14 protein-coding genes and 1 pseudogene are annotated in these 26,464 nt (G+C 36.9%); 13 read left to right on the top strand and 2 right to left on the bottom strand.

The genetic code is table 11. The features are described 5' to 3' along the window. Window positions 1-78: 78 nt before the first annotated feature. The gene (locus NRE15_RS11705; RefSeq protein ID WP_313793062.1) at window positions 79-1,248 is read right to left on the bottom strand and encodes an IS110 family RNA-guided transposase; all 1,170 of its coding nucleotides are present in this window, start codon (window positions 1,246-1,248) and stop codon (window positions 79-81) included. Between the two features lie 297 nt (window positions 1,249-1,545). Here NRE15_RS11705 and NRE15_RS11710 point away from each other — a divergent pair, with 297 nt between their 5' ends. Then, window positions 1,546-2,463, top strand: coding sequence for an NERD domain-containing protein (locus tag NRE15_RS11710; RefSeq protein ID WP_313793063.1), 918 nt, complete (start codon window positions 1,546-1,548; stop codon window positions 2,461-2,463). A 337-nt stretch (window positions 2,464-2,800) separates the two neighbouring features. Here NRE15_RS11710 and NRE15_RS11715 read toward each other — a convergent pair whose 3' ends face one another. Then, complete coding sequence (locus NRE15_RS11715; RefSeq protein ID WP_313793061.1) at window positions 2,801-4,144, bottom strand: ISL3 family transposase; 1,344 nt, start codon at window positions 4,142-4,144, stop codon at window positions 2,801-2,803. 262 nt (window positions 4,145-4,406) lie between these two features. Here NRE15_RS11715 and NRE15_RS11720 point away from each other — a divergent pair, with 262 nt between their 5' ends. The 12 genes and pseudogenes from NRE15_RS11720 (at window position 4,407) to NRE15_RS11775 (ending at window position 26,463) form a co-directional block, all read left to right on the top strand. After that, window positions 4,407-5,246, top strand: coding sequence for a PRD domain-containing protein (locus NRE15_RS11720; RefSeq protein WP_313793064.1), 840 nt, complete (start codon window positions 4,407-4,409; stop codon window positions 5,244-5,246). 15 nt (window positions 5,247-5,261) lie between these two features. Then, entirely contained in the window at window positions 5,262-7,184 is a 1,923-nt protein-coding gene (locus NRE15_RS11725; RefSeq protein ID WP_313793065.1) for a beta-glucoside-specific PTS transporter subunit IIABC, read from the top strand. Between the two features lie 11 nt (window positions 7,185-7,195). Then, window positions 7,196-8,644 carry a 6-phospho-beta-glucosidase gene (locus NRE15_RS11730; protein WP_313793066.1) on the top strand — a complete coding sequence of 483 codons (1,449 nt, stop codon included), beginning with the start codon at window positions 7,196-7,198 and terminating at the stop codon, window positions 8,642-8,644. Window positions 8,645-8,815: 171 nt separating this feature from the next. Next, complete coding sequence (locus NRE15_RS11735; RefSeq protein WP_313793067.1) at window positions 8,816-8,986, top strand: hypothetical protein; 171 nt, start codon at window positions 8,816-8,818, stop codon at window positions 8,984-8,986. Window positions 8,987-9,939: 953 nt separating this feature from the next. Beyond that, a complete protein-coding gene (locus NRE15_RS11740) occupies window positions 9,940-20,874 on the top strand; it encodes a Cna B-type domain-containing protein (protein WP_313793068.1) in 10,935 nt (3,644 codons plus the stop codon). Between the two features lie 205 nt (window positions 20,875-21,079). After that, on the top strand, window positions 21,080-21,370 hold the full coding sequence (locus tag NRE15_RS11745) for a hypothetical protein (protein WP_313793069.1): 291 nt from the start codon (window positions 21,080-21,082) through the stop codon (window positions 21,368-21,370). Between the two features lie 154 nt (window positions 21,371-21,524). Next, window positions 21,525-21,752 carry a type II toxin-antitoxin system PemI/MazE family antitoxin gene (gene mazE, locus NRE15_RS11750; protein WP_313793070.1) on the top strand — a complete coding sequence of 76 codons (228 nt, stop codon included), beginning with the start codon at window positions 21,525-21,527 and terminating at the stop codon, window positions 21,750-21,752. Continuing rightward, window positions 21,749-22,120, top strand: a pseudogene (locus NRE15_RS11755) (type II toxin-antitoxin system PemK/MazF family toxin). The gene mazE and the pseudogene NRE15_RS11755 overlap by 4 nt, the downstream one beginning before the upstream one ends. Before the next feature lie 304 nt (window positions 22,121-22,424). Beyond that, window positions 22,425-22,745, top strand: a complete 321-nt coding sequence (locus tag NRE15_RS11760; protein WP_313793071.1) for a DUF3870 domain-containing protein — start codon at window positions 22,425-22,427, stop codon at window positions 22,743-22,745. Window positions 22,746-22,984: 239 nt separating this feature from the next. Then, window positions 22,985-24,190 carry a dicarboxylate/amino acid:cation symporter gene (locus NRE15_RS11765; RefSeq protein WP_313793072.1) on the top strand — a complete coding sequence of 402 codons (1,206 nt, stop codon included), beginning with the start codon at window positions 22,985-22,987 and terminating at the stop codon, window positions 24,188-24,190. A 3-nt stretch (window positions 24,191-24,193) separates the two neighbouring features. Then, window positions 24,194-25,468 carry a serine hydroxymethyltransferase gene (locus NRE15_RS11770; protein ID WP_313793073.1) on the top strand — a complete coding sequence of 425 codons (1,275 nt, stop codon included), beginning with the start codon at window positions 24,194-24,196 and terminating at the stop codon, window positions 25,466-25,468. A gap of 488 nt (window positions 25,469-25,956) precedes the next feature. Beyond that, a complete protein-coding gene (locus NRE15_RS11775) occupies window positions 25,957-26,463 on the top strand; it encodes a folate family ECF transporter S component (protein WP_313793074.1) in 507 nt (168 codons plus the stop codon). The last annotated feature ends 1 nt before the right edge of the window (window position 26,464 follow it).

A 26,464-nucleotide genomic window follows, 5' to 3' on the forward strand; every position in this document is an offset into this window, starting at 1 on the left:
CGTGACTGCATCACGCTGGCCTACAAACTTACCAACACTAAAAAATCAAGAGCCAAATTTTTTAAGTTGTATTGACTCCTAAGCTATTGCCGTAGCGGGAGTCTTTTTTTGTTTACCTGGATCATAGGACTCTCCTGTATCAATTAGAGCGTAAACAATCCTAAGTATTTTATGAGCTAGAGCAACAATTCCCTTACTTTTCTGATTGCGTTCTTTAAACTTATAATATACCGAACGGAAATCTTGGTTGTTTGAACGCCCAGCTATTAATCCGGCACGACACAACGCGGCTTTTAAATAACGATTCCCTCGCGTCGTTTTAGACCCGTATTGAATCCCTGCTGACTCATAACTACCTGGACATAAGCCTGCCCATGAAGCTAATTTCTCAGCTGTTTCAAACGCATCCACTGTTGGCCCTATTTCAGCTAGGATAACTTGTGCCGTTGTTCGACTCACACCAGGGATCTCAAGGAGCCGAAGATACACATCTTCATATTTTTCAATGTGTTCTTCAATATAGTACTCACATTCCTGACATTCTGTCTCTAAACGGTTAATCGTCTCTAATTCTAGCTTGAGAAGTTGCCGATTCACTTTGGTTAAGGAACCATTCATGGCTTCAACTAATTGTGGAAGCGTCGCAAGGACACGTTTATGCACTTTATCTTCAAGCGTCTTTTCTGTAATTGCTTCTCCATTAATAAACATGTGAAGAAGTGTTTGCCCCGTTTTTCCAAAGATATCACTCAGGTAAGAACTTAATTTGAAATTAGAACGCTGTAAGATATCATGGACTTGGTTTTTCCGACGCGTTAAATCTTCTTTCACCGATGAACGATGACGCGTCAATTGCCTTAAATCTTGAATATCTCGATCAGGAACATAGGAACCATTAACTAACCCACATCGTCCTAATTCCGCAATCCATTGAGCATCCTTAATATCTGTTTTTCGCCCAGGGACTTGTTTAATATGCTGAGCATTGGCTAGAATCATTTGAAACTGATAAGGTTCCAAAATATTCCATATAGGTCGCCAATACTGTCCTGTACTTTCCATCAGAACAGTCGTAATACCCAATTTAACAAGCCACTGGGCACAAGCATGTAGCTCCATGGTTGTTGTACCAAACGTTTTGAGTTCTCTCTTAGGTTTAGCGTTAGTCATTTCTCCAATTAACACACAAACCGTAATTTTTGACTTATGAACATCGATTCCTGCACATTTTTCCACCATAACATCCATTGGGATCCCTCCAAAATAGATTTAAAGCAGGGAAACATTCTGTAGCAGTGTATTTTTATTTCAATGCTCGAAGCATAGTCCATTCATCTCGAAGAATGTTTCGTCCATTTTATTTATCGGGTGCGGCAACACCATTAATATCTCGGACTTGTCTGCTTTCAAACTCATTATATCAAGAATGAATGTCAATGGCTTTTAATCGTCATTCGGATTGCGAAGCAATCTCATTGTTTATTTAGAAAAACTTAAAAGTGGAATTGCGGTTTTTTTGTGTACTTATATATAGTAAGAAAGGATGTGAAAAATGGAAAAAATGAAGAGCTAGTGTATTTGGAGATCTTGGATGCGCGAGGTGTTCTCTTTGGTGAAAAGCGTAAGGAAAAATTATATACCTACACAATGGGCTATGAAGGTGAACGTGAATTTTTGGAATGGTCGCAGCGGTATTTACATAGTAATTGGCGAATTGAAAATGATTTTTGGTTTTTAGATGGTAAGGCTATGCAAGCAGATTTTATCTTAATGTCTGCATATATATGGAACCTGATTGAGGTAAAGAATTACTATGGGCATTTTACATATAAGGATGGTTTATGTTGGCATAACAATAAGTTGATTGATGATGATATTTTTGACGTAATGAAACAACGGATCAATCGCATAGGGAAAATAGCAGTAGCCGTTGATCATCGGATTGAAGTACGGCCTGTTTTTGTGTTCATTAATCAACATGGCCAATTGCATATGCACCAGAAACCGCCCTTTGAAGTGTTGCAACGTAATCAACTGGTCGAGTTTTTAGAAGGACTAGGTTATGTTGAACCGATGACGGCTAACCTATCTAATCGGATTACTCAGCAACTTGATCGTAACCGCATTGCTTATGGAATCAACTACACACGACTAGATCCAACGGTATTGACTCAAATGAGAAAAGGAATTTACTGCGCGAATTGTAAATCATTCGAAGTGAATATCAATAAACCAGGGATTCAATGTCGGCAATGTGGTACAAAGGAATCGATTGAGTCAGTCATTTGTCGCCACGCTAAAGAATTATCGATTATTGTGCATAATCTCCCAGAGATGCTGAACTCAAAAAATTTGAATTTTTTAATGGCAAACCAGTTATCCCTACGAACAACTCGCAAATATTTAAGTAAAAACTTCGAAAAAGAAGGGAAATCTAGAAAAACCTACTACAAAATCAAATAAATATCCCATTTCTGGCACCAACTCAAAAATGGTGCCATAAACAGCGTGTTTCCGGCACCAACTTAAAAGCGGTGCCACCAACAGTGAGTTTCCGGCACCAACTCAAAAGAGGTGCCACCAACAGCGTGTTTCCGGTACCAACTCAAAAGAGGTGCCATCAACAGCTGATTACATAAGCTTTTTATTTATGAAAATAATTAAATTTGCATTTTCAAAAAAGAAACCGTTGACATTATAAAATTTTATGATATATTGGCTCTTGATTTTTTAGTGTTGGTAAGTTTGTAGGCCAGCGTGATGCAGTCACGCCTGGCTGTTTTTTTAAGTCACAATTTTTTTAAGCGATTCTTTTGTTATTACTTATTTCATCTTTAAACAATAATGGCCGTATTTCTTTATCTTTTTTAATGAGATTTTGTGTGATTAATATGCGATATCTTAAGTTTGAAAAGTTACGATAACCATAACCACTCCGCTTGATATTTTTTATCTTATTGTTCGTTCCTTCGATGATACCATTCGATAACGTATAAGTTAAACTGTTTTTAATCGCTGGTAAATAATAAATGAAGGTTTGGATGGTTGTTCTGACCTTACGAGGTAATTGATACTTTCGTGTTTCATATAAATCACGTTCAAACGCCTTATAATTGTGTTGTGCTATATCTGACTTGAGGTCGTTTACTAAATGATAAACTTGTTCAAATCGTTTATCAAGATTGAGTAAATAGTTTACCATACTTTTTTCAGTCACTAACCCGTCATATAACCGATGGGTTTGATAGGTTGTGAATTCTAAATCATCTCGATTCTTCAGAATGAGTTTCCATTGTTGTTTAAGTTTCCGATAGTCTCTTGGTCGACGGTTTCTAATATCATTCATCAGCCGTATGCGTTCTTGATTCAGTGTGCGATTCAGTAATTGAACTAAGTGGAAACGATCGATAATCATCTTCGCATTTGGGAAAATCTGCTGTAAGAAGTGATAATATGGCCCATACATGTCCATAGTGACTGTTTTGACTTGTTGTCGACTTTCATATGTGAAACGCATAAAGTAATCACGTAAGGCGTTTTGCGTTCGATCAGGTAGAATATCGACTAAGGTATGGTTGTGGGTGTCCATTAAGATGCAGCTCATGGACTGAGTGACACTATTCACTGATTTGAATTCATCAATCCCTAGATGTTCCGGTAGATAGCGTTTTTGGGCAGCTAATGAACTCCCAACGCGTTTTAGTTGAGTCGCTACCGTATGTCGTGAAACAAATAGATGTTGAGCGATTAATTTCATCGATTGTACTTGGGTCAATTCCATGACGATTGTGCGCTTAATATCATTTGAAATAAAGCAGCCTTTATTAACTAAAGAGGTCGTCACGGTAGAGGTTGTTGAGCAATGTTGACAACGATAGCGCTGTTTCTTTAGTTTAAGGAGAATCGGTTGAAAATTAATATGAGTTAAAGTAATGGTTGAGGTATCAAAACCATATTTAATCATATCCTTTGTGGATCGGTTGATAATGCCACAATTTAAACACGCTTTTAATGGATAGGATAATCGACCTTCAAGTACTTTACAATGGACATTGCGTTTCATTTCGTGCGTAATTGTATCAGAAAATTCAATTCTTTCGTCTGTAATATTAAGTAATTTTGCGATATAATGAGCATTAGCCAAGTGAATTCTCCTATCTATGATTTTGAGTCGTGACTTAATTATATAGGAATTCACTGGCTTTTTCATATGTTTACATAAAAAGAGGTGTCAGTGAGATTTCTCTCACCAACACCAAAAATTCTTGAGCCGATATATTTGTCCATAGGGTTGTTACTGATTTCTAGGCAATACCTAATTATGAATGTTTGAGGCATCTTTATGCCCAAATTCATAATTAGGTATTTTTTTGTGCATTTTTTTATTTATAAGGAAGGAGGTTACTATGATAATAAGTCAGGTTTTAAATAATAATGTTGTGTTGATAACTAAAAATGGAATTGAAAAAATTATTATCGGAACGGGAGTTGGTTTTCAAAAGAAAATAGGCGATGAGATTGAGCCTGATAAGGTACAAAAAGTCTTTACTATTGATTCAGAGAACAGTTTAGATGAGATTAGTGCGGTCATTCGAAGTTTATCTAGCAAAGAATTAGACATTGTTTTATACATAGTCAATGATTTTAAAGAAAAAACCGATCTAGAAATAAGCGACTCAATTTTTGTTCCTTTAGCGGATCATATACATTATTTACTGTCTAGAAGTCAGGAAGGCATCTATGTATCTAACCCGTTGCATTATGAAGTGAAATATCTATACCCCACTGAATTTGAATTGTGTAAAACATATGTTGATTTTTTAAATGAAGCTTTTTATCAGGATATTCCAGATGAAGAAGCCAGCTCGATTTTGCTTCATTTTATCAATGCATCAAGAGTTGATTCAAACATGAAGGAGACAATGCAAAGGACGAAGATTATTAAGGATCTCCTTAATATCATCACCAATTATTTGAAAATTCAATTTGATAAAAGCAGCTATGCGTATCGAAGGTTTATTATCCATTTACAGCATTTTGTGAGTCGTGTATTGCAAGGAGGTTCTTACTCTTCCAGTGATAATTCGTTAGTCCATGTTGTCAGGGAGAGTTATACAAAAGAATCAGAATGTGTGGATCGAATAGCAAAATATCTGATTGATAATTTAAATGTGGCTATTACTAATGATGAATTTGTGTATCTCGTCATTCATCTTACAAAATTACGGAAAGATATAGAATCATAAGAAAAGAGGTATTTTATGGAAAACTTAGGTAAAAAAATCATCGACCTTGTTGGTGGTGAAGACAATATTAATAGTGTACAACACTGCGCGACACGGTTACGTTTTAGATTAAAAGATAGTGCATCTGCAGATACAGAAGGTTTGAAGAAGCTTAAAGATGTTATTACTGTTGTCGAAAGTGGTGGACAATACCAAGTCGTTATTGGGACAAATGTTGCGGATGTTCATAGTGACATAACGAAAGAATTAGGCAATAAGACTCCAAGCGATGACGATAACAAATCATCTAGTGGAAATATTTTCGGGCAATTTTTAGACTTAGTGACGCAGATATTTAATCCGGTTTTAGGGGTTTTATCTGCTAGTGGGATTATTAGAGGGATACTTGCATTACTGGTTGCTATAAATGTTGTAAATCAAGAATCAGGTACCTACATTATTTTAAATGCAGCTGGGAATGCGATGTTCTATTTCTTACCAATTTTCTTGGGGAGTACTGCTGCAAAAAGGTTTAAGCTAGATCCAATGATTGGAATGACGATAGGTGCTGCTTTAGTTTTCCCAGCTTTAGTCAATATGGTTAGTGGAGATAGTATATATACTTTATTTAGTGGAACGGTATTTGAATCTGCTATTCAAACAGAATTTTTGAAGATTCCAGTAAATTTAAGAAATTATACATCTTCAGTAATTCCAGTAATAATTGCGGTTTATTTCGCTAGTAAATTAAATAACTTCTTTCAAGCAAAATTGCCAAGTGCAATAAGAAAGATTTTTTCAAGAGTATTAGTTATTGCAATTACGGTTCCAGTGACATTTATATTAATTGGTCCTATTACAACTTGGGCAAGTAATCTAATTGGTCTATTAGTTAATACACTGTTTGAAATGAGCGGAACATTAACATCAGCTGTTTTGGCTGGAACATGGCAAATTATCGTTATGTTTGGTTTACACTGGGGCATTTTACCAATTACAATTAATAATATAGCTGTCCAAGGTTATGACTATATCTACCCAGTATCTTCTATTGCAGCATATGCAACAGCAGGAGCTATATTAGCAATTTATGTAAAAACTAAAAATAAAGATTTAAAAGAGTTATCTTTTTCTTCAATTATCCCTATTTTATTCAGTGCAATCACTGAACCGGCTATTTATGGGGTTACTATTCCATTGAAAAAACCATTCATTACAGCAAATATTGCTGCAGCAGTTGGTGGACTTATTCTAGGTATATTTGACACCAGAGCTTATTTCATGGCCAGTGGTAGTTTCTTTGGGGCTGGAGCTTATCTTGAGCCGGATGGGACTTTTGGTAGAGGCTTTTGGGGTCTAATTATTGCTTGGATTGTCGTAATTGTTCTAGGGTTTATATTAACTTATTTCTTTGGTTTTGATGATAGCATTTTAGAAAAGTCTGAATTAGCAGTAAGTAAAAATGATGAGCGTGAAGAAGTAATAACTGTTGGTGATGGAAGTAAAAAGACAAACTTAGTTTCTCCAATCAAAGGTCAAGTGGTTCCTCTATCAAATGTTGATGACCAAGTTTTTTCTCAAGAAATAATGGGCAAAGGTTTTGCGATAATTCCTTCTGATAATCAATTGTTAGCACCATTTGATGGGGTAGTAAGTTTTGTATCTAATTCAGGACATGCTGTCGGACTAACCTCTAATGATGGCGTTGAAGTATTAATTCATATAGGGATTGACATTTCAAATTTGGATGATATTTTTAGTCCACAAGTTCAAAAAGACATGGTTGTTAAAAAGGGAGATTTGTTAGTAACTTTTGATTTAGGACAGATGAAAGCTAATAGTAAGCAAAATATTATTCCTGTAGTTATCACGAACTCAGATAATTATCTAGATGGCTTATTGACCAAAAATAATCAAGAAATTACAGCGATGGAAGAAGTATATACGATATTAAATTAAGGGGGATGAAGATGGGATTTAATAAAGATTTTCTTTGGGGTGGTGCAACTGCTGCAAATCAATTTGAAGGAGCTTATAACGAAGATGGTAGAGGTTTAGCAAATGTTGATATTATACCAATTGGTGAATTGCGTCGCCCGATGATGCGAGGGCAAATTAACAAGACGGATTTTATTGAAGGTTACCATTACCCAGCAAAAGAAGGTATTGATTTTTATCATCGCTATAAAGAAGACATTGCCTTAATTGCAGAAATGGGTTTTAAAGCTTTTCGTTTATCTATTGCTTGGAGTCGTATTTTTCCAAAAGGTGACGAAGAAGCGCCAAATGAAAAAGGGCTTCAATTTTATGAAGATGTCTTTAAAGAGTGTCAAAAATATGGTATGGAGCCAATTGTGACAATTACGCACTTTGACATTCCAATTCATTTAGTTGAAGCGTACGGAGGATGGAGAAATCGTAAAATATTAGGTTTTTATGAAAACCACGCTCGTGCCCTATTTACAAGATATAAAGGTTTGGTTAAATACTGGATAACTTTCAATGAGATTAATATGCTTTTTGATAATCCATTTATGTCTGCAGGAATAATTTTAACGGAAGAAGAATTGGAAGATGATCATAAGCGCCGTGAAACCCTGTATCAAGCTGCTCACCACCAGTTAGTAGCAAGTGCCATTGCAGTGAAAACTGCTAGGGAAGTTGATAAAGAGATAAAAGTTGGTGCCATGATTGCAGCCACAACCACTTATCCAGATACACCTAACCCAGATGATGTTTGGGCAGCTCATTTACTTGAAAGAACGGGCTTTTTTTTAGTAGACGTCCAAGTTCGAGGTGAATATCCTGGTTACGCTAAAAAAGAGTTTGAACGTAATAACTTTAATTTGCATATTACAGAAGAAGATTTGAAACTGTTAAAGGAAAATACAGTGGATTACCTTTCTTTTTCTTATTATCTCACCTTAGTTAAAAGTGCAGATGAATCAAGAACAGATGCAAAGCAAGGTAATGTCTTAACTTCACACCCAAATAAATACCTAGAAAAAACAGATTGGGGTTGGAATATCGATCCGAAAGGCTTTAGAATTACCCTTAACCGCTTATATGATCGCTATAACATTCCATTATTTGTAGTTGAAAATGGTTTAGGTGCCTATGACACACTTGATGAAAATGGAATGGTTCAGGATGATTACCGGATTGATTTCCTAGCTAAACACATTGAACAAATGAAGTTAGCTGTAGAAGTCGATGGTGTTGATTTACTAGGGTATACAACTTGGGGTTGTATTGATTTAGTTTCAGCTGGTAGTGGTGAAATGGCAAAAAGATATGGATTCATCTATGTTGACCGTGATAACGATGGCAATGGAACGCTAGAACGAAAAAAGAAAAAGTCATTTAATTGGTATAAAAAAGTCATTGAAAGTAATGGCGAAGATGTGAGTAATACCTAAAAAGAATTAAAATAACACGAGCTTCACCACTGTGATAAGTGGTTAGGCTCGTGTTTTGATGTTAAGTTTAATGGCTATTGTAACTACTAATCTACGCTGCTTCATGGTATCATTTAAGAAAATGACTATACTATTTGACTCTTTAGTGAATACTACGAAAGGGGAATGGGTATGAAGAAAGATCCGGTGAAAGAAATCGTCGCAATCCAAAGGAAGAAAAAAATACGTGAACTTTTTCCTCAAGCTAAAGAAGGTAGACAAAGACCCAGAGATCCTGTTAAAAAAGTTTGGTTATTAGAACAAAAAAAGAAAATGGATGGGTATGAGATTGGGAATATTTAATTAATGTGAAAACTTAATACAAAAACAAACTGCGACTTTCACTTGCTAACAGGTGAGAATCGCGGTTTTTTTAGTTTTGATTTCTCCTTTACTCTTTATACTTCTTTCCTCGTCTTATTTCTCATGCTTCTGCTGTTAGTTATAGAGAAAACTTAAAAGTACGAAAAATAATATGTATCACTAAATTGATTAATTTTAAATATGTAGAAATCGAAACGTTTAGTATTCGCTTATTATAATGATAAAAATTCTAATATAAGCAGTTCAACAAAAGTATAATGCATAAAATTTATTGTTGTTTATAATTAAAAAGACAAAAAAAGAGAAGTTTAACGTTTCGAATGAAAATTTAACATAAAATTAACAAATAGAATTTTATATAAAATATTTATTCGGATGTATAAAACAATATTCAAACTAAGATGATATTGTTTGTTAACTTATCGTATATAAAGCTGCTTAACAACCTTTAAATCGGGTTCAATTTAGAGCACAAACCAATAAAGCGTTTTCATAAATGAGATTAAATTGTTATATATTATTGAAATGAACATAAATTCATTTTGTATTTACTTTGATAATTTTGAGTAAATTTATTTTAAACAAATAAAATTTAAATTAGCATAATTTGAATTGAAAACGTTAAATAATTATAACGCAATTGCAAAATATTAAATACTAACGTAATATTTTAGCGTTTTTAGTCTATATTTTTTAGATCTACTATATGCTAAAATTAATGTAATAGAGCGCGCTTTATATATTTTAATAATGTAAGCGCTTTATAACGATAAAAATAATTTATAGTAGCGGGTTTGGATCAATCGAGAAATACGGAGGTATTTATTTAAGAAGGGAGTGGTGAGTATTCAGCTGCCATGTTGATGTAGCGGGAACAAAGAATTTTAGAATAGTTTGTTTTCGCTATTCCTATCCTAGAGAGGATGAATAGAATGAGCAAGACAAACAAAAGAAATCAGAGCGAGAAGTTAGATCAGCCCTATTGGCGTCAACTTCAAAGCCGGTGGTTAATGTTAATTATAGCGCTGTTCTTGATGACGCAAAACATCATGGGGAGTGCTGTCAATGTCTATTCAGAGATGAGCGGTTCGGATGAGACGACTAGTGAGACTTTGGTAGATGAAACTTTAAGTGTGCCGGATCCTGAACCACCACAAGAAGAACCAGTATTACCACCAGAAACGACAGTCGAATTGCCACCAGAAAGTTCCGTCGAAGAGGTGGAAACTTTACCGATTGAAACGCCCCCAGCTGAAGAAGTCGAAACCGTTCCGCCGATTGAATCGGAGATAATGGAAGAATCAGAGGGCACACCCCAACAAGAAAATGCACCTCCTGCCGTACATAATTTAAAAGTTAAATTAGTGTGGGATGATGCAGGCAACCAAGATGGTGTTAGACCAACTGAAGTAAAAGTACAACTGCAAGAAGATTCAGTGGATAAAGGTGAAAAAATCACCTTATCTGCAGCGAACGATTGGAAGTACACATGGGAAAATCTGTTAGTGGGCAAAAGTTATGATTTTAAGAAGCTTGAACTACCGGCAGGTTATGTCGTGACTAAAGTTGAAAAAGGGCAATATGACATTGAATTGACGGCTAGCCGTACACCAGAATTAACGCAAGTTAATGGAAGTGTTGCTTGGCTTGATGAAGACGATGCGCAAAGTTTAAGACCAGGAAGCCTTGTTGTTAAATTGATGGCTGATGGGGCTGAATATTCGACTGTGACGGCCGATACTGACAGCGGTTGGAACTATGCGTTTAGTGGTTTAGCCAGGTATCACGATGGCATGGCAATTTCATATGCGATTGCAGTGGATGGTGTTGAACATTATGCAACGTCAATCGATGGTTTTGCGATAACACAGACAGTTGAAGCTAAGGAGTCAGAAGAACCGGCTGAACAATCTGAAGAATCTGTTGAGGAGTCTGAAGAAGTAATCGAAGAACCAGCCCTAATGACAACTCAAAATATTGGGATAATGGCAGTTAAGGATGTTTCTGTCACGCTCAATTGGGATGATCTCAATGATGCGGATGGAATGCGACCAGCATCAGTCACACTTCAATTATTAACAGATGGCGTCGCTGTTGAGCCGGCTGTTACCCTTATAGATGCAGAGGATTGGAGTTTTACATGGGCAGATTTGGATAGCTTGCCAGTGTATACTTTAGCAACACTAGCTCCTATACCTGGCTATACCGTCACGATAAATGATATTGACCCAGACAATATTGTGATTGAGTTAGCGCATGCGCATGAAGTTCGAACAATCAATGGTAGCATCACTTGGAATGATCCAGTACCTGCTGGTGTAACTGAAGTGACTATCTATTTGTTAGCGAATGGCTCTCAAACACATACCGTCACGACGAGTGCGAGTTCAGGATGGGCATACTCTTTTGTTGATGTACCAACTAATTTCTTAGGTGACCCAATTGACTATTCTGTTTTTACTTTTGTTACTGGCTATACAACTCAAGTTAGTGGGTTTAATTTATTAATACATAAAAGTAAACCTTCTGAGAAACATGTTATTCCTGGGGTAGCAGAGGCAGAAGTAGAGATTATCCCTCCTAATGAAATGACAATTGATGTAGACAAAGTATGGGTAGATTTTGATAATTTATTCAATACGCGTCCTACAAGTTTGAATTTTGATTTAACTAATTCAGGTGGATTGTATGATAGTCGAATCATGACAATGCCAGCAGATAGTCTTACGTTTGGAACTGTCCCTTACAGTACGGGAATTAATTATCAAGTAACAGAGAATCCCGTGCCTCCGGGCTACACAATGGCATCGACCTTTGTTGAGGAACCCGTTTATGGTGATCAAAAAATTACGATTACGTTAAATATACTTGTTGGTGAAGGGATCCCGGCTGGAAGTAAAGACTTTAGGGTTACCTATTTTACTAATGGGGTAATGCAACAATATACGGGAAGGAATATAGATGCATATGTTCCAGGGGATACCATTCAATTACAACATACCATTGATTTACCGTTTGGAGTAGATCCATCGACGGTAACCATTGCAAATGTGAGTATTGAAACGAAAAATAATAACCAAACAAATTTCGAGTTTATTACGAGTAATAACTGGGCATTAACAGGGGCATCTATTTCAAGGCAAGCGTCTGCTTTAGCTCGTAACTATACCGTAACCAATACATTGATTACAACTAGTATAGAAGGAACTAAAACTTGGAATGATGCTAACGACCAAGACGGTCTTCGTCCATCAAGTATCACTGTTAAATTATTAGCGAATGGTGTGGAGGTTGATAGCCAAGCAGTAACGGCAGCAAACGGCTGGAGTTACACATTCAGTGATTTACCAACTTATCGAGATGGTGTATTGCAGACCTATACAATTGAAGAAGTCCCAATTACTGGGTACACATTTGTTGTTAATGGTTATAATATTACCAATACCCATATCCCAGAGCTAATACAAATCGCTGGAACTAAGACTTGGGATGATGCTGACAATCAAGATGGTAAGAGACCAGACTCAATTACCGTTCGATTACTAGCAGATGATGTTGTTAAAGATACTCAAGTGGTAACTGCAACAAACGGTTGGAACTATACCTTTAGCAACTTACCAAAATATCGTGATGGTGGAACATTGATTGTTTATACTGTTGATGAACTTCCGATTGCTGGTTACACACCCGAGATTACTGGATTTAACATCAAAAACATCTATGTGCCAGAAGTAGTGACGGTAGAAGGAACTAAAACATGGGATGATGCTAATAATCAAGACGGTATTCGCCCAACCACCATTACCGTTCAATTGAAAAAAGATGGGGTTGTGGAAGCGACTCAAGTGGTAAGTGCTAGCCTTGGATGGACCTATACTTTTAGTAATCTACCTAAATATCGTGATGGCGGTACCTTGATTATCTATACAGTAGATGAAGTTCCAATTCCGGGTTATACACCTGAATTTACCGGATTTGATATCAAGAATACCCATATTCCAGCAACACGAGATATTAGTGGTGAGAAACACTGGGATGATGCCGATAATCAAGATGGCATTCGACCATCATCTATTATGGTGAACTTACTTGCTAATGGAAATGTCGTTAGAAGTGTTGTTGTTACTGAAGCAGATAACTGGGCGTATGAATTTACTAACTTACCAGTGTTTGCGAATGGTATAAGAATCACTTACGACATCTCTGAAAATGCGATTCCAGACTATACACCAGATTATGATGGTTTCGATATCTACAACAGATACACACCAGAAGAAACCAGTGTGAAAGTGAACAAGTCGTGGGATGATAACTCAAACCAAGACGGCATTCGACCAACAACCATAGACGTTCAATTAGTTAGAGTAGATGGTGGTGTTGATACCAACATTGGTGCACCAGTCAGTATTTCGCTTGCGACGGGTTGGTCTCATACATGGACAGGTTTACCGCTCAAAGATAATGGGGTAGATATTGTCTATAGCGTGAGAGAAAGCGGTGTTCCAAGTGGCTACACTGTTGTGGTTAATGATGATGATCATGGTAACATTTTGATTAATAACAGCCATACACCAGAAACACGCACGATTAATGGCGTGAAAACATGGGATGATGCGAACAATCAAGATGGTATTCGCCCAACGTCTATCACGGTTAATTTACTCGCGAATGGAAATGTGGTAAATAGTCTTGTTGTAACAGCAGCGGATAATTGGACGTATGAATTTACTAACTTACCAGTGTTTGCGAATGGTATAGCAATTACTTACGATATCGCAGAAGAAGCAATTCCTGGTTACACACCAACCTATAGTAACTTCAATATCACTAACCGCTACACACCTCAAGAAACCAGTGTGAAAGTGAACAAGTCTTGGAATGATAATCAAAACCAAGATGGCAAGCGTCCGACAAGTATTCAAGTTCAATTAGTTCGAGTAGATGGCGGTGTTGATACAAATATTGGTACTCCGGTGAGCATCTCGCTGGCAACTGGATGGTCTCATACTTGGACTGGTCTACCGCTCAAAGATGATGGGGTAGATATAGTTTATAGCGTTAGAGAAATCGGTGTTCCAAGTGGATATACGGTAGTACTGAATGATTCTGATCACGGAAACATCTTACTCAACAATAACTACACACCTGAAACACGTATAATTAATGGCGTTAAGACATGGGATGATGCGAACAATCAAGATGGTATTCGCCCAACATCAATTACTGTTAATTTACTTGCGAATGGAAATATTGTAAGAAGTGTGGTTGTTACTGAAGCAGACAATTGGACATATGAATTTACGGATCTACCAGTTTACTTAAATGGTGTTCCAATTACTTATGCCATCTCTGAAAATGCGATTTCAGGTTACACTCCAATTTACAGTAATTTCAACATCACCAACCGCTACACGCCTCAAGAAACCAGTGTGAAAGTGAATAAATCTTGGAATGATAATCAAAACCAAGATGGTATCCGCCCGACAACGATTCAAGTTCAATTAGTTCGAGTAGATAATGGCGTTGATACTAACATTGGTGCGCCAGTAAGTATCTCGCTGGCAACCGGATGGTCTCATACTTGGACTGGTCTGCCGCTCAAAGATAATGGGGTAGATATAGTTTATAGCGTGAGAGAAATCGGCGTTCCAAGTGGTTATACAGTCGTGCTGAATGATTCCGATCACGGAAACATCTTACTCAACAATAACTACACACCTGAAACACGTACGATTAACGGAGTTAAGACATGGGATGACGCTAATAACCAAGATGGCATTCGTCCAACATCAATCACTGTTAATTTACTTGCGAATGGAAACATTGTAAGAAGTGTGGTTGTTACTGAAGCAGATAATTGGGCATATGAATTTACTAATCTACCAGTCTTCTTAAATGGCGTAAGAATAACATATGAAATTACTGAAGCTTCAATTCCAGGCTATACACCAATTTACAGTAATTTCAATATAACTAACCGCTACACGCCTCAAGAAACCAGTGTGAAAGTGAACAAATCTTGGAATGATAATCAAAACCAAGATGGTATCCGTCCAGCAACGATTCAAGTACAACTTGTCAGAGTTGACGGTGGTGTTGATACCAACATTGGTGCACCAGTAAGCATCTCGCTTGCGACAGGCTGGTCTCATGCCTGGACAGGTTTGCCAGTAAATGATGGTGGTGTTCCAATTGTTTATAGCGTAAGAGAAATTGGTGTTCTAAGTGGCTATACCGTTGTTCTAAATGAACAAGATCCTGGTAACATCTTACTCAACAATAACTATACACCAGAAACACGCACGATTAATGGGACGAAGTCATGGGATGATGCCAATAATCAAGATGGTATCAGACCAGCATCAATCACTATTAATTTACTTGCGAATGGAAATATTGTAAGAAGTGTGGTTGTGACAGAAGCGGACGATTGGAAGTATGAATTTACTAACTTACCGGTCTTCTTAAATGGCGTAAGAATTACATATGACATCTCTGAAAATGCAATTCCAGGTTACACGCCGGATTATGATGGTTTTGATATAATCAACCGCTACACACCAGAAGTAACTAGTGTGAAAGTGAACAAATCTTGGAATGATAATCAAGACCAAGATGGCAAGCGTCCGACGACAATTCAAGTTCAATTAGTCAGAGTGGATAATGGCGTTGATACGGCAATAGGAGCACCTGTTAGTATCTCACTAGCAACTGCTTGGTCTCATACTTGGACTGGTCTGCCGCTCAAAGATAATGGAGTACCGATTGTCTATAGCGTAAGAGAAGTCGGCGTTCCAAGTGGTTATACAGTCGTGCTGAATGATTCCGATCACGGTAACATCTTACTCAACAATAATTACACACCAGAAACGCGCACAATTAATGGTATTAAGACATGGGATGACGCTAATAACCAAGATGGCATTCGTCCAACATCGATCACTGTTAATTTACTTGCGAATGGAAATATTGTAAGAAGTGTGGTTGTGACAGAAGCGGACGATTGGAAGTATGAATTTGCTAACCTACCAGTCTTCTTAAATGGTGCAAGAATTACTTATGAAATTACTGAAGCATCAATTCCAGGCTATACGCCAACTTATAGTAATTTCAATATCACCAACCGCTACACACCAGAAGTAACTAGTGTGAAAGTGAACAAGTCCTGGAACGATAATCAAAACCAAGATGGTATTCGTCCAGCAACCATTCGAGTTCAATTGGTACGGGTTGATAATGGGATTGATACTAATATTGGGGAACCAGTAAGTATTTCGCTAGCCACTCTTTGGTCTCACACATGGGCTGGCTTGCCAGTAAACGACAATGGTGTTCCAATTGTCTATAGTGTTCGTGAATTAGATGTGCCGACGGGTTATACAGTTGTGCTTAATGACAATGACCCTGGTAACGTTCTAATAAATAACAACTACATACCTGAAACGCGTACGATTAATGGTACGAAGACATGGGATGATGCTAATAACCAAGACGGTATCAGACCAGCGTCAATCACAGTTAATTTAATCGCAAATGGTAATGTGGTAAGAAGTGTAGTTGTGACAGAAGCGGATGATTGGAAGTATGAATTTACCAATCTACCAGTCTTTGCGAATGGTATAAGAATCACTTACGACATCTCTGAAAATGCGATTCCAGGTTACACGCCGGATTACGATGGTTTTGATATAATCAACCGCTACACACCAGAAGTAACTAGTGTGAAAGTGAACAAATCTTGGAATGATAATCAAAACCAAGATGGCAAGCGTCCGACAAGTATTCAAGTTCAATTAGTTCGAGTAGATGGTGGCGTTGATACTAACATCGGTGCACCAGTAAGTATCTCACTAGCGACTGGATGGTCTCATACATGGACTGATTTACCACTCAAGGATAGTGGGGTAGATATTGTTTATAGCGTGAGAGAAATCGGGGTTCCAAGTGGTTATACAGTCGTGTTGAACGATCAAGATCCTGGTAACATCTTACTTAACAATAACTACACACCAGAAACGCGTACCATTAAAGGTGTTAAGACATGGGATGATGCCAATAACCAAGATGGTATTAGACCAGTATCAATCACTGTTAATTTACTTGCGAATGGAAATATAGTAAGAAGTGTGGTTGTTACTGACGCAGATAACTGGTCGTATGAATTTACTAATCTACCAGTCTTCTTGAATGGCGTAAGAATTACTTACGATATTTCTGAAAGTACCGTTCCAGGCTACACGCCAACGTATAGTGGTTTCAACATCACTAACCGTTACACACCAGAAGTAACCAGTGTGAAAGTGAACAAGTCTTGGAATGATAATCAAAACCAAGATGGCAAGCGTCCGACAAGTATTCAAGTTCAATTAGTTCGAGTAGATGGTGGCGTTGATACTAACATCGGTGCACCAGTAAGCATCTCGCTAGCAACAGGCTGGTCTTACACATGGACAGGCTTACCACTCAAAGATAGTGGTGTGGATATCGTCTATAGCGTAAGAGAAATCGGTGTTCCGAGTGGCTATACCGTTGTTCTAAACGAACAAGATCCCGGTAACATCTTACTCAACAATAACTACACACCTGAAACTCGTACCATTAAAGGTGTTAAGACATGGGATGATGCCAATAACCAAGATGGTATTAGACCAGTATCAATCACTGTTAATTTACTTGCGAATGGAAATATAGTAAGAAGTGTGGTTGTTACTGAAGCAGATAACTGGTTGTATGAATTTACTAATCTACCAGTCTTCTTGAATGGCGTAAGAATTACTTACGATATTTCTGAAAGTACCGTTCCAGGCTACACGCCAACGTATAGTGGTTTCAACATCACTAACCGTTACACACCAGAAGTAACCAGTGTGAAAGTGAACAAGTCTTGGAATGATAATCAAAACCAAGATGGAATTCGCCCTACAACTATTCGAGTTCAATTAGTTAGAGTGGATAACGGCATAGATACCGCAATTGGAGAACCAGTAAGTATCTCGCTTGCGACACTTTGGTCCCATGAGTGGGCTGGTTTACCAATGAATGATGATGGAGTTCCAATTGTTTATAGTGTTAGAGAATTAGATGTACCAACGGGCTACACTGTTGTTCTTAACGACAGAGATCACGGAAACATCTTACTCAACAATAACTACACACCAGAAACGCGTATAATTAATGGTATGAAGGTATGGGATGATGCCAATAACCAAGACGGTATTCGCCCAGAATCAATCACTGTTAATTTACTCGCTAATGGAAATGTGTATAGAACAACAACTGTTACAGAAGCAGACAACTGGGCTTACGAATTTACTAACTTACCAGTCTTCTTAAATGGCGTACGAATTACATACGAGATAGTAGAAGAGACCGTTCCTGGCTACACACCTGATTATGATGGATTTGATATCTATAATCGATATACACCAGAGGAAACAAGTGTGAAAGTGAACAAGTCTTGGAATGATAATCAAAACCAAGATGGTAAGCGGCCAACAAGTATCCAAGTTCAATTAATTCGAATTGATGAAACAGTTGAAACAGCCATTGGTACACCAGTAACCATTTCGCTTGCGACCTTATGGTCACATGAATGGACAGGTCTACCAGCGAAAGATTCTGGTCAAACGATCGTCTATAGTGTCAGAGAAACTAATGTTCCTGATGAATATACGGTGGTCATTAACGACCAAAATCATGGTAATATCTTACTCAACAATAATTACACACCAGAAACGCGTATTATTAAAGGAGAGAAAGTCTGGGATGATGAAAACAATCAAGACGGCATCCGCCCTAAATCAATCACCATTAATTTACTCGCTAATGGTAACCTAGTAAGAAGTGTCATTGTCACTGAAGCGGATGATTGGAAGTACGAATTTACTAACTTACCAGTATTCGCGAATGGTGCAAGACTTACTTACGATATCACAGAAAACACCGTTCCTGCTTACACACCAGATTATGATGGATTTGATATCTACAATAGATATACTCCAGAAGAAACAAGTGTAAGAGTGACGAAGTCTTGGAATGATAATCGAAACCAAGATGGTATCCGCCCTGAATCAATTCATGTTCAATTAATCCGTATCGATGGAGACCTTGAAACAGAAATAGGTGAACCAGTGATTATTTCTCTGGCAACACTTTGGTCACATGCTTGGACTGGCTTACCTGCTTATGATGATGGTATGCTGATTCAATACAGTGTTCGTGAATTAGATGTTCCATTTGGTTATACGGTGGTTATCAATGATAAAGATATTGGAAATATCCTCATCAACAATAACTACATTCCTGAAACACGTGATATTGCCGGTAAGAAGACATGGGATGATGCCGATAATCAAGATGGTATCCGCCCTGAATCGATTACTGTTAACCTACTCGCTGATGGGGTTGTGGTGGGAAGTCAAACCGTAACTGCTGAAGAGGATTGGGTGTATGCCTTTAATGATCTGCCTGTCTTTAAAGATGGTGTAGAAATAACCTACACACTTACTGAAGACACAGTTATTGACTATATCCCTGAATTCGACGGTTTCGACATTACTAACATCCACTCACCTGAAGAAACAAGTGTGACAGTGAACAAATCTTGGATAGATGGACAAAACCAAGATGGTATTCGCCCAGAAAGTATTTTGGTACAACTCAAGAAACTTGTGGTAGGTGAAGGCTTAGTCGAAGTAGGAGAGCCTGTTGAATTAACTGAAGACATGCTTTGGACCTATACTTGGACCGGACTTCCTGCAAACGGAGATGGTTTGGAAATTGTCTATGTCGTACATGAAGTTGAAGTGCCTGAAGGTTATGAAGTAATCGTCAACCATGTGAGTAACGGTAACTTCCTACTTATGAATATCCATGAGCCAGCGACCATCGATTTAAGTGGTGAAAAGACTTGGGATGATATGGATAATCAAGATGGTGTGAGACCAGAATCCATTACCGTTAACTTATTAGCTAACGGCGAGATTATTGAAACCCTTGAAGTATCTGAAGCAACTGGTTGGGCATATGCCTTTGCAGACTTACCAGAGTTTAAAGAAGGTGTAGCTATAGTCTATACCATCGCAGAAGATGCTGTAGAAGGCTACACACCGATTATTGAAGGTATGAATATTACCAATGAGAGAACCCCACACGAAACGAGCATTAGTGTGAATAAAGTTTGGGTAGACAATAATGATGCTGAAGGCAATCGACCAGAAAGTATTGAAGTTCAACTGTTAGCAGATGGTGAAGCGAGTGGAGATGTTGTCATACTCAATGCAGAAAATGACTGGGCATACACATGGACCGGCTTAGCGCTTAAAGACGCAGGCGAACTCATTGTCTATAGTGTTATGGAAGTAGAAGTACCAACAGGTTATGAATCTGACATTGTTGAAAACGACTTTAGAAACATCCAAATCATCAACTACTATACACCTCAAGTCATGACGATAGAAGGGCAAAAGATTTGGAAAGATGATCATAACAAAGGGGATACGCGTCCGGAAAGCATTACAGTTCACCTTAAACTTGGAGACGAGATTATTGAGACTCAAGTAGTGAAACCGGATGAAGCGGGTAACTGGCGTTATCTATTTGAATCGGTAGCTATGTATGACGAAGAAGGTAAAATTTTAGAATATACGCTTGAAGAAGAAACGGTGGAAGGCTACACGACAGCTTACGAAGGTCGAAATATTATCAACACCTTGAAAGTTGTACCACCTGAACCAAAACCTAAGCCAGAACCTGGACCTGAATTGCCAGCAACAGGGGACAGTTCATATGTTTGGATTGGCCTCAGCATCCTACTTCTTGGCTTTGCGGTTATCGCTTTTGACAAACGTCGTTACACGGATAACTAGATATCCTCTGTTAAACACCTCTTTAGTTCCTAAAAGACTGAAGAGGTGTTTTCCTTTTACAACATATCTCTGTTAAAAATTTGTGCTAACGAATTTATGAGTAGCTAATAAGTTAGTTGGAATCTTGATTCAGTATTTGTGCGCTATATTATAGAGCTATAGCTAGCTATACGAAAATTGTAGTAAAAATCTAGGAGTAATAATGATGTCACTGGGTGCTTATTTACAAATTACCTTAGATATTAAACCTGAAAACCGTGAAGCAGCAGCTAAAGTTTATACGGAATATAGGCAACCTTTCTTAAACCAAATTGAAGGAGCTGCGAGCAAAAATCTGATTGTTAGAGATGAAGTTGTTCAAGTCTTACATGGCTTTAACACAGTTGAACATGCTAATGCATACTTAGATAGTGATTTATTTAAAAATAATGTGTTTGTAGGATTGCAAGCACTTTGGTCAAGCGATTCTGTCATAGATATCTATCAAGTTACGTGACATCGAACGATTGATAGCATAAATGGTCATTCTTTGAATACTTCTTGGTGTGAAAATCAAGGAGTATTTTTGGTGTTATAAAAAATGCGTAACACTAGATATCACCTCGTGTGATTAGATGTAATGTAGTATAATTACTGTAGAGGTGATTAATATGTTGAACACTAAAACAAGAATGCAAGGAAATTCAGTTGTTGTTACTTTACCATCTGCTACGGAATTTAAAATTAGTCCTAATGAAGAATATATTGTCACTTATGGCGATGGTGGGTCTATTATGCTTGTCCCTAAAATTGACAATCCATTTCTAGTTGCTGAAAAAGGTGCATTTTATGAAACTGATGAGTGGGAAGAAATGGAACCCCTAGGTAACGAGTTATGAAAAATTACGTTCCTAAAAAAGGAGATCTAGTTTGGATAGATTTTTCAAGTTCTACTGGAAAAGAAATACAAAAAAGACGACCGGGATTAGTTATCTCTAGCGAGCAATTCAATTTTGCAACTCAATTTGCAGTTATTTGTCCTATTACAACAACTTTTTAGTAACTACCTACTAGATATACATTACCGAAGGAATTGCCGATATCAGGTCAAATTATACTTTCTCAACTGAAGTCTATAGACTATTCATCAAGAAATATTGAATTTATTGGAATACTTCCAACCCATGACTTATCAAAAATCGAACAAATCATAAAATTATATATTTTGAATAAAAACTATCTAACTTGCTACAAATATCGATGTTAGATAGTTTTTTTAGACATTTCGATTGCTTCAATCATGTAATTCTTTCGAAATTAGTAGAAAAGATTAACTACATTCCCTTATTTAATTTACACCGCTACAACAAGGCTTTTTAATACAATTGTCCTTTATTTTATGTTATTGTGTTTAATCTTTAATGAAAGATACAGTAATAGGTTGCATATCTTGGAGTACGTAGATTTATAAATAGTATTTAATTTCAGAAAATACTAAAAACCAAAATAAGATTGACAAGTGAAAATGAAACCGTTATTATACAATTAATGAAAAAATAGTGAGGTTAAACATGAATTATAGTGATAATAGTGTTTATATAACTGGGCAAGGCAGAATTGGTAAAAATGATGCGATTGGATCAGTATATTCTATCTTTGCATTATCTCTTATTATTGATAGGGACACTGAAATTATCGAAGATGTTGATTGTACAGCTGCGTTAGGGTTAACTGGTGCTTTTGTAAGACAATTGATGGTCGGTAAAAGAATTATCGCAGATGCTGATGAAATAATTAAGCAAATTCAAGAGAGGTTCTTTGGTACTTCTCGGAACGCTTTATTAACAGCTTTTAAAGATTCTGTTAATCGTTATAAAATTGAATTTAAATAAAATCTTGTATAACTGTAGATAAAAGTCCTTTATTTACGAACTTATAAAAGGTTAAGTAATTGTGAGCTAGTAAACGTTTTTCGTTTATTTTTTTTACAATGCTTAACCTTTTTTTGTTATAAAAAAATTAAAAAAGGAGGTTTTTGTATAAGGTATGATAGTTTATCTTTACATATTCTAAGTGCTTGCATGAGTATTTAAGTATTGTAGTAAGAATTCAATGAAATAGGAGAAAAATTATGAATGTACTAAAAAAGATAAATAATTTGTCTTTAGTCGTTAAAATATTTGTTGGATTTATCATTGGTATTTTAGTCGGTGTTATTCTTGGTGAGAGCGCTACAGTTTTAGCTCCTTTGGGGAATTTATTTTTAAGGCTATTATCCATGCTGGTTTTACCATTGGTATTCTCAGCAATTGTATCTGGTATTACAAATACACCAAGTATGAAGGATTTAGCTGATGTAGGTGTAAAATCTCTAGTTCTATTTGTACTAATGACTGCTATATCGGTTCTTACTGGGATAGTTACAGCTAATGTTTTGCAACCTGGACGTAATTCTACTTTAACATTAGTTGTTGACCCAAATCAGCAAGTAGAATCTTTATCTTTTGTTGATACAATATTGCAGATGTTTCCAAGTAATGTATTTGAATCATTTAGCAATGGTTCAATGCTGCAAGTGATCGTATTTGCACTCTTTTTCGGTATTTGTATTGTAATGGTTGGTGAACAGGCAAAAACTGTTAAAAAGTTTTTTGATCAAACAGCAATAATTATGTATAAGATGACAAATTTAGTGATTGGATTTGCTCCGATTGGAGTAGCCGGTTTAATTGCCAATGTGATTGGTAGTCAAGGGATCGAATCATTATTATCACTTGGCCGCTTTATCATTATGCTACATGTTGGATTAGCTATTTTAATTTTTGTGGTTCAAGGTCTGTTTATTTTGATTGGTACAGGAATGAATCCATTAAAATTTTTTAAAGCTTTGAGTAAATCTATTGCGATGGCTTTTGCAACTGATAGTTCTTCAGCGGCATTACCAATTGCTATGGAAGAACTACAAACAAATCTAGATGTGCCGGAATCCATCGCGAGTTTTGTTATGCCTGTCGGAACTAACTTAAGTAAGAGTGGAAGTGCTTTTTATCAAGCATTTGCCGTTATTTTCGTTAGTCAGGTTGTTGGAGTCGATTTAGCTTTTACGGAACAATTTACATTGTTTGTAACAGTTGTTTTAGCGGCTTTAGGGACTGCAGGTATACCTAGTGCATCAATTGTTATGTTATCTTTGTCACTTGGAAGTGTGGGAATGCCGCTAGAAGCAATTGGAATCTTAGCAGGTATTGATCGTATTATTGGAGGTCAAAGGACGGTTCCTAATGTAATTACGAATGCAGCTATAGCAAAAATAGTATCAAGAAAAAGAGGAGAATAAACTATGTACTTAGAAAATTCATTTGAAAAAATCCAAGCATTTGATCCTGAAATGGCACAATTAGTAATAGATGAAGAGGAACGTCAAGCGTCGACCCTGTGTTTGATTGCGTCTGAAAATTATGCGTCACCATTGGCTGTTGGTTTAGAAGGTTCAATTTTTGCAAACAAAAATGCCGAAGGTTACCCAGGTAGACGTTATGTTGGTGGTGTTGAATTAGCAGATAAAGTTGAGAATTTAGCTAAAGACCGAATTGCTGAACTATTTGGGGCTGAACATGTTAATGTTCAAAGTATGAGCGCAACAGTTGGAAATGTAGCTATTTTACGGGGAGTCTTAAAACCTGGTGATACTATATTATCAATGGAATTAGATCATGGTGGTCATTTATCTCATGGTGCAGCTTTCCATTACAGTGGTAAGGAATATAATGCTGTTTTTTATGGGGTTAATGAAGAAACTGAAATGATTGATATGGAACAAGTAGAAGCTTTAGCCAAGGAATATAAACCAAAATTAATTATTTGTGGGGCGTCTTCTTACCCTCGTCAAATTGATTATAAACGCTTTGCTGAAATTGCTCACGAAAATGATGCGTTATTATTCGCTGATATCGCCCATCCAGTAGGGCTGATTATCGCTGGGATTGTTCCATCACCGTTTCCGCATGCGGATATTGTTTCAACTTCGACACACAAAACATGGCGTGGATCACGTGGTGGAGGAGTTGTTATGTGTAAGAAAAAATTAGCTCGTAAAATTGACTCAGCAATTTTCCCTGGTATACAAGGGGCACCTAAAATGGATATGATTGCAGCACGTGCAGTTCAAGCTAAAGAAAGTGCTACGGATTTATTTAAAGAATACCAACAACAAGTCGCTAAAAATGCTCAAGTATTAGCTGAAGAGTTAACAAATAATGGGTTAAGATTGGTTTCTGGTGGGACAGATACACACCTTATATTAGTAGATGTCCGCAACTTAATCGAATCAGGACAACTTGCAGAACAAGTTTTAGAAAGTGTTGGAATTGTAACTAATAAAAACATGATTCCTTTTGATCCACAACCTGCGTCAGTTTCAAGTGGTTTGAGAATTGGAACTCCAGCTTTGACAACTCGTGGTTTTAAAGAAGATGATATTAAAAAAGTAGCTAAATTGATTGTTACAACTTTGAAAAATAAAGATGATGAATACGTATTGGCTGAAGTAAAACAAGAAGTGGATGAATTAATTAAAGGATTCCCACTTTTTTCAGATGAATGGTTAGCTAAATAATCTCTAACCAATCATTCACTTTCAACATTAGTTAATAACTAATTAACATTTCTAATTCAACTATCATTACCCTATAATTGAATCAATAGCATAATTATTCGTGCATAAATGACAAATGAAACCGCATTTTTTCCCAAATTATGACGATGAAATTTGTTATAATAATCGATAAACTATAAAGAGAATCAATTATTTGTAAGTGGGAAGTGACATTGCCGATAACCGGTCTTTCTGGCACCAAATAAAACCTGGCGCCACCAACCAGAAGTTTCCGGCGATTTTGACCATCTTTTACTTCCCACTTGCTTTTATCTCATCGAAATAACCTAAGGAGTTGATTAAGTCAAAAATTGAGTGAGAAACATCATGCTAACATGTTATAATGTAGATGAAATTATAATAAGTATCTTTTTGAAAACGTAAAAATATAAGCGTTGCAGAGATATTTATTTGAAGAAAGATATCTGTTGGATGGGAAGTGATAGGTGATGAATAGCAACAAACCACGTCTGTCAACGCGGACGATTACGTTTGCGGGGCTGTTGATTGCGTTAAATGTGGTACTGAATTTATTTGTTTTACCGATTGGGAATATTATTGAGATAACCATTGCTTTTTTACCAATATTATATGCGGGTTACTATTTTGGACCTTGGATTGCCGGTGTCATTGCAGTGATAGGGGACGTGCTAGGTTTTATTATTCGTCCGGCTGGCTTCTTCTTTATCGGTTTTACCTTTAATGCTTGGGTATCCGGTATGATTTATGGCTATATTTTGCATAATAAACCCGTGACTTGGAAGCGTGTCGCCGTTGCGGTGATCGTACAAAATCTAATTGTCAGTGTTATTTTAACCCCTATTTGGCTACAAATTATGTATGGGACGGCTTTGTTGTCGGTTCCTAGATTGATTCGGGTGGTCATTATGGTACCCATTGAGATTGCTTTAGCCTACTTTATGTTAAATAGATTTGATTATAGAATGGAGAAATAAT

The sequence above is a fragment of the Fundicoccus culcitae genome (assembly GCF_024661895.1).
Taxonomy (GTDB): Bacteria; Bacillota; Bacilli; order Lactobacillales; family Aerococcaceae; genus Fundicoccus_A; species Fundicoccus_A culcitae.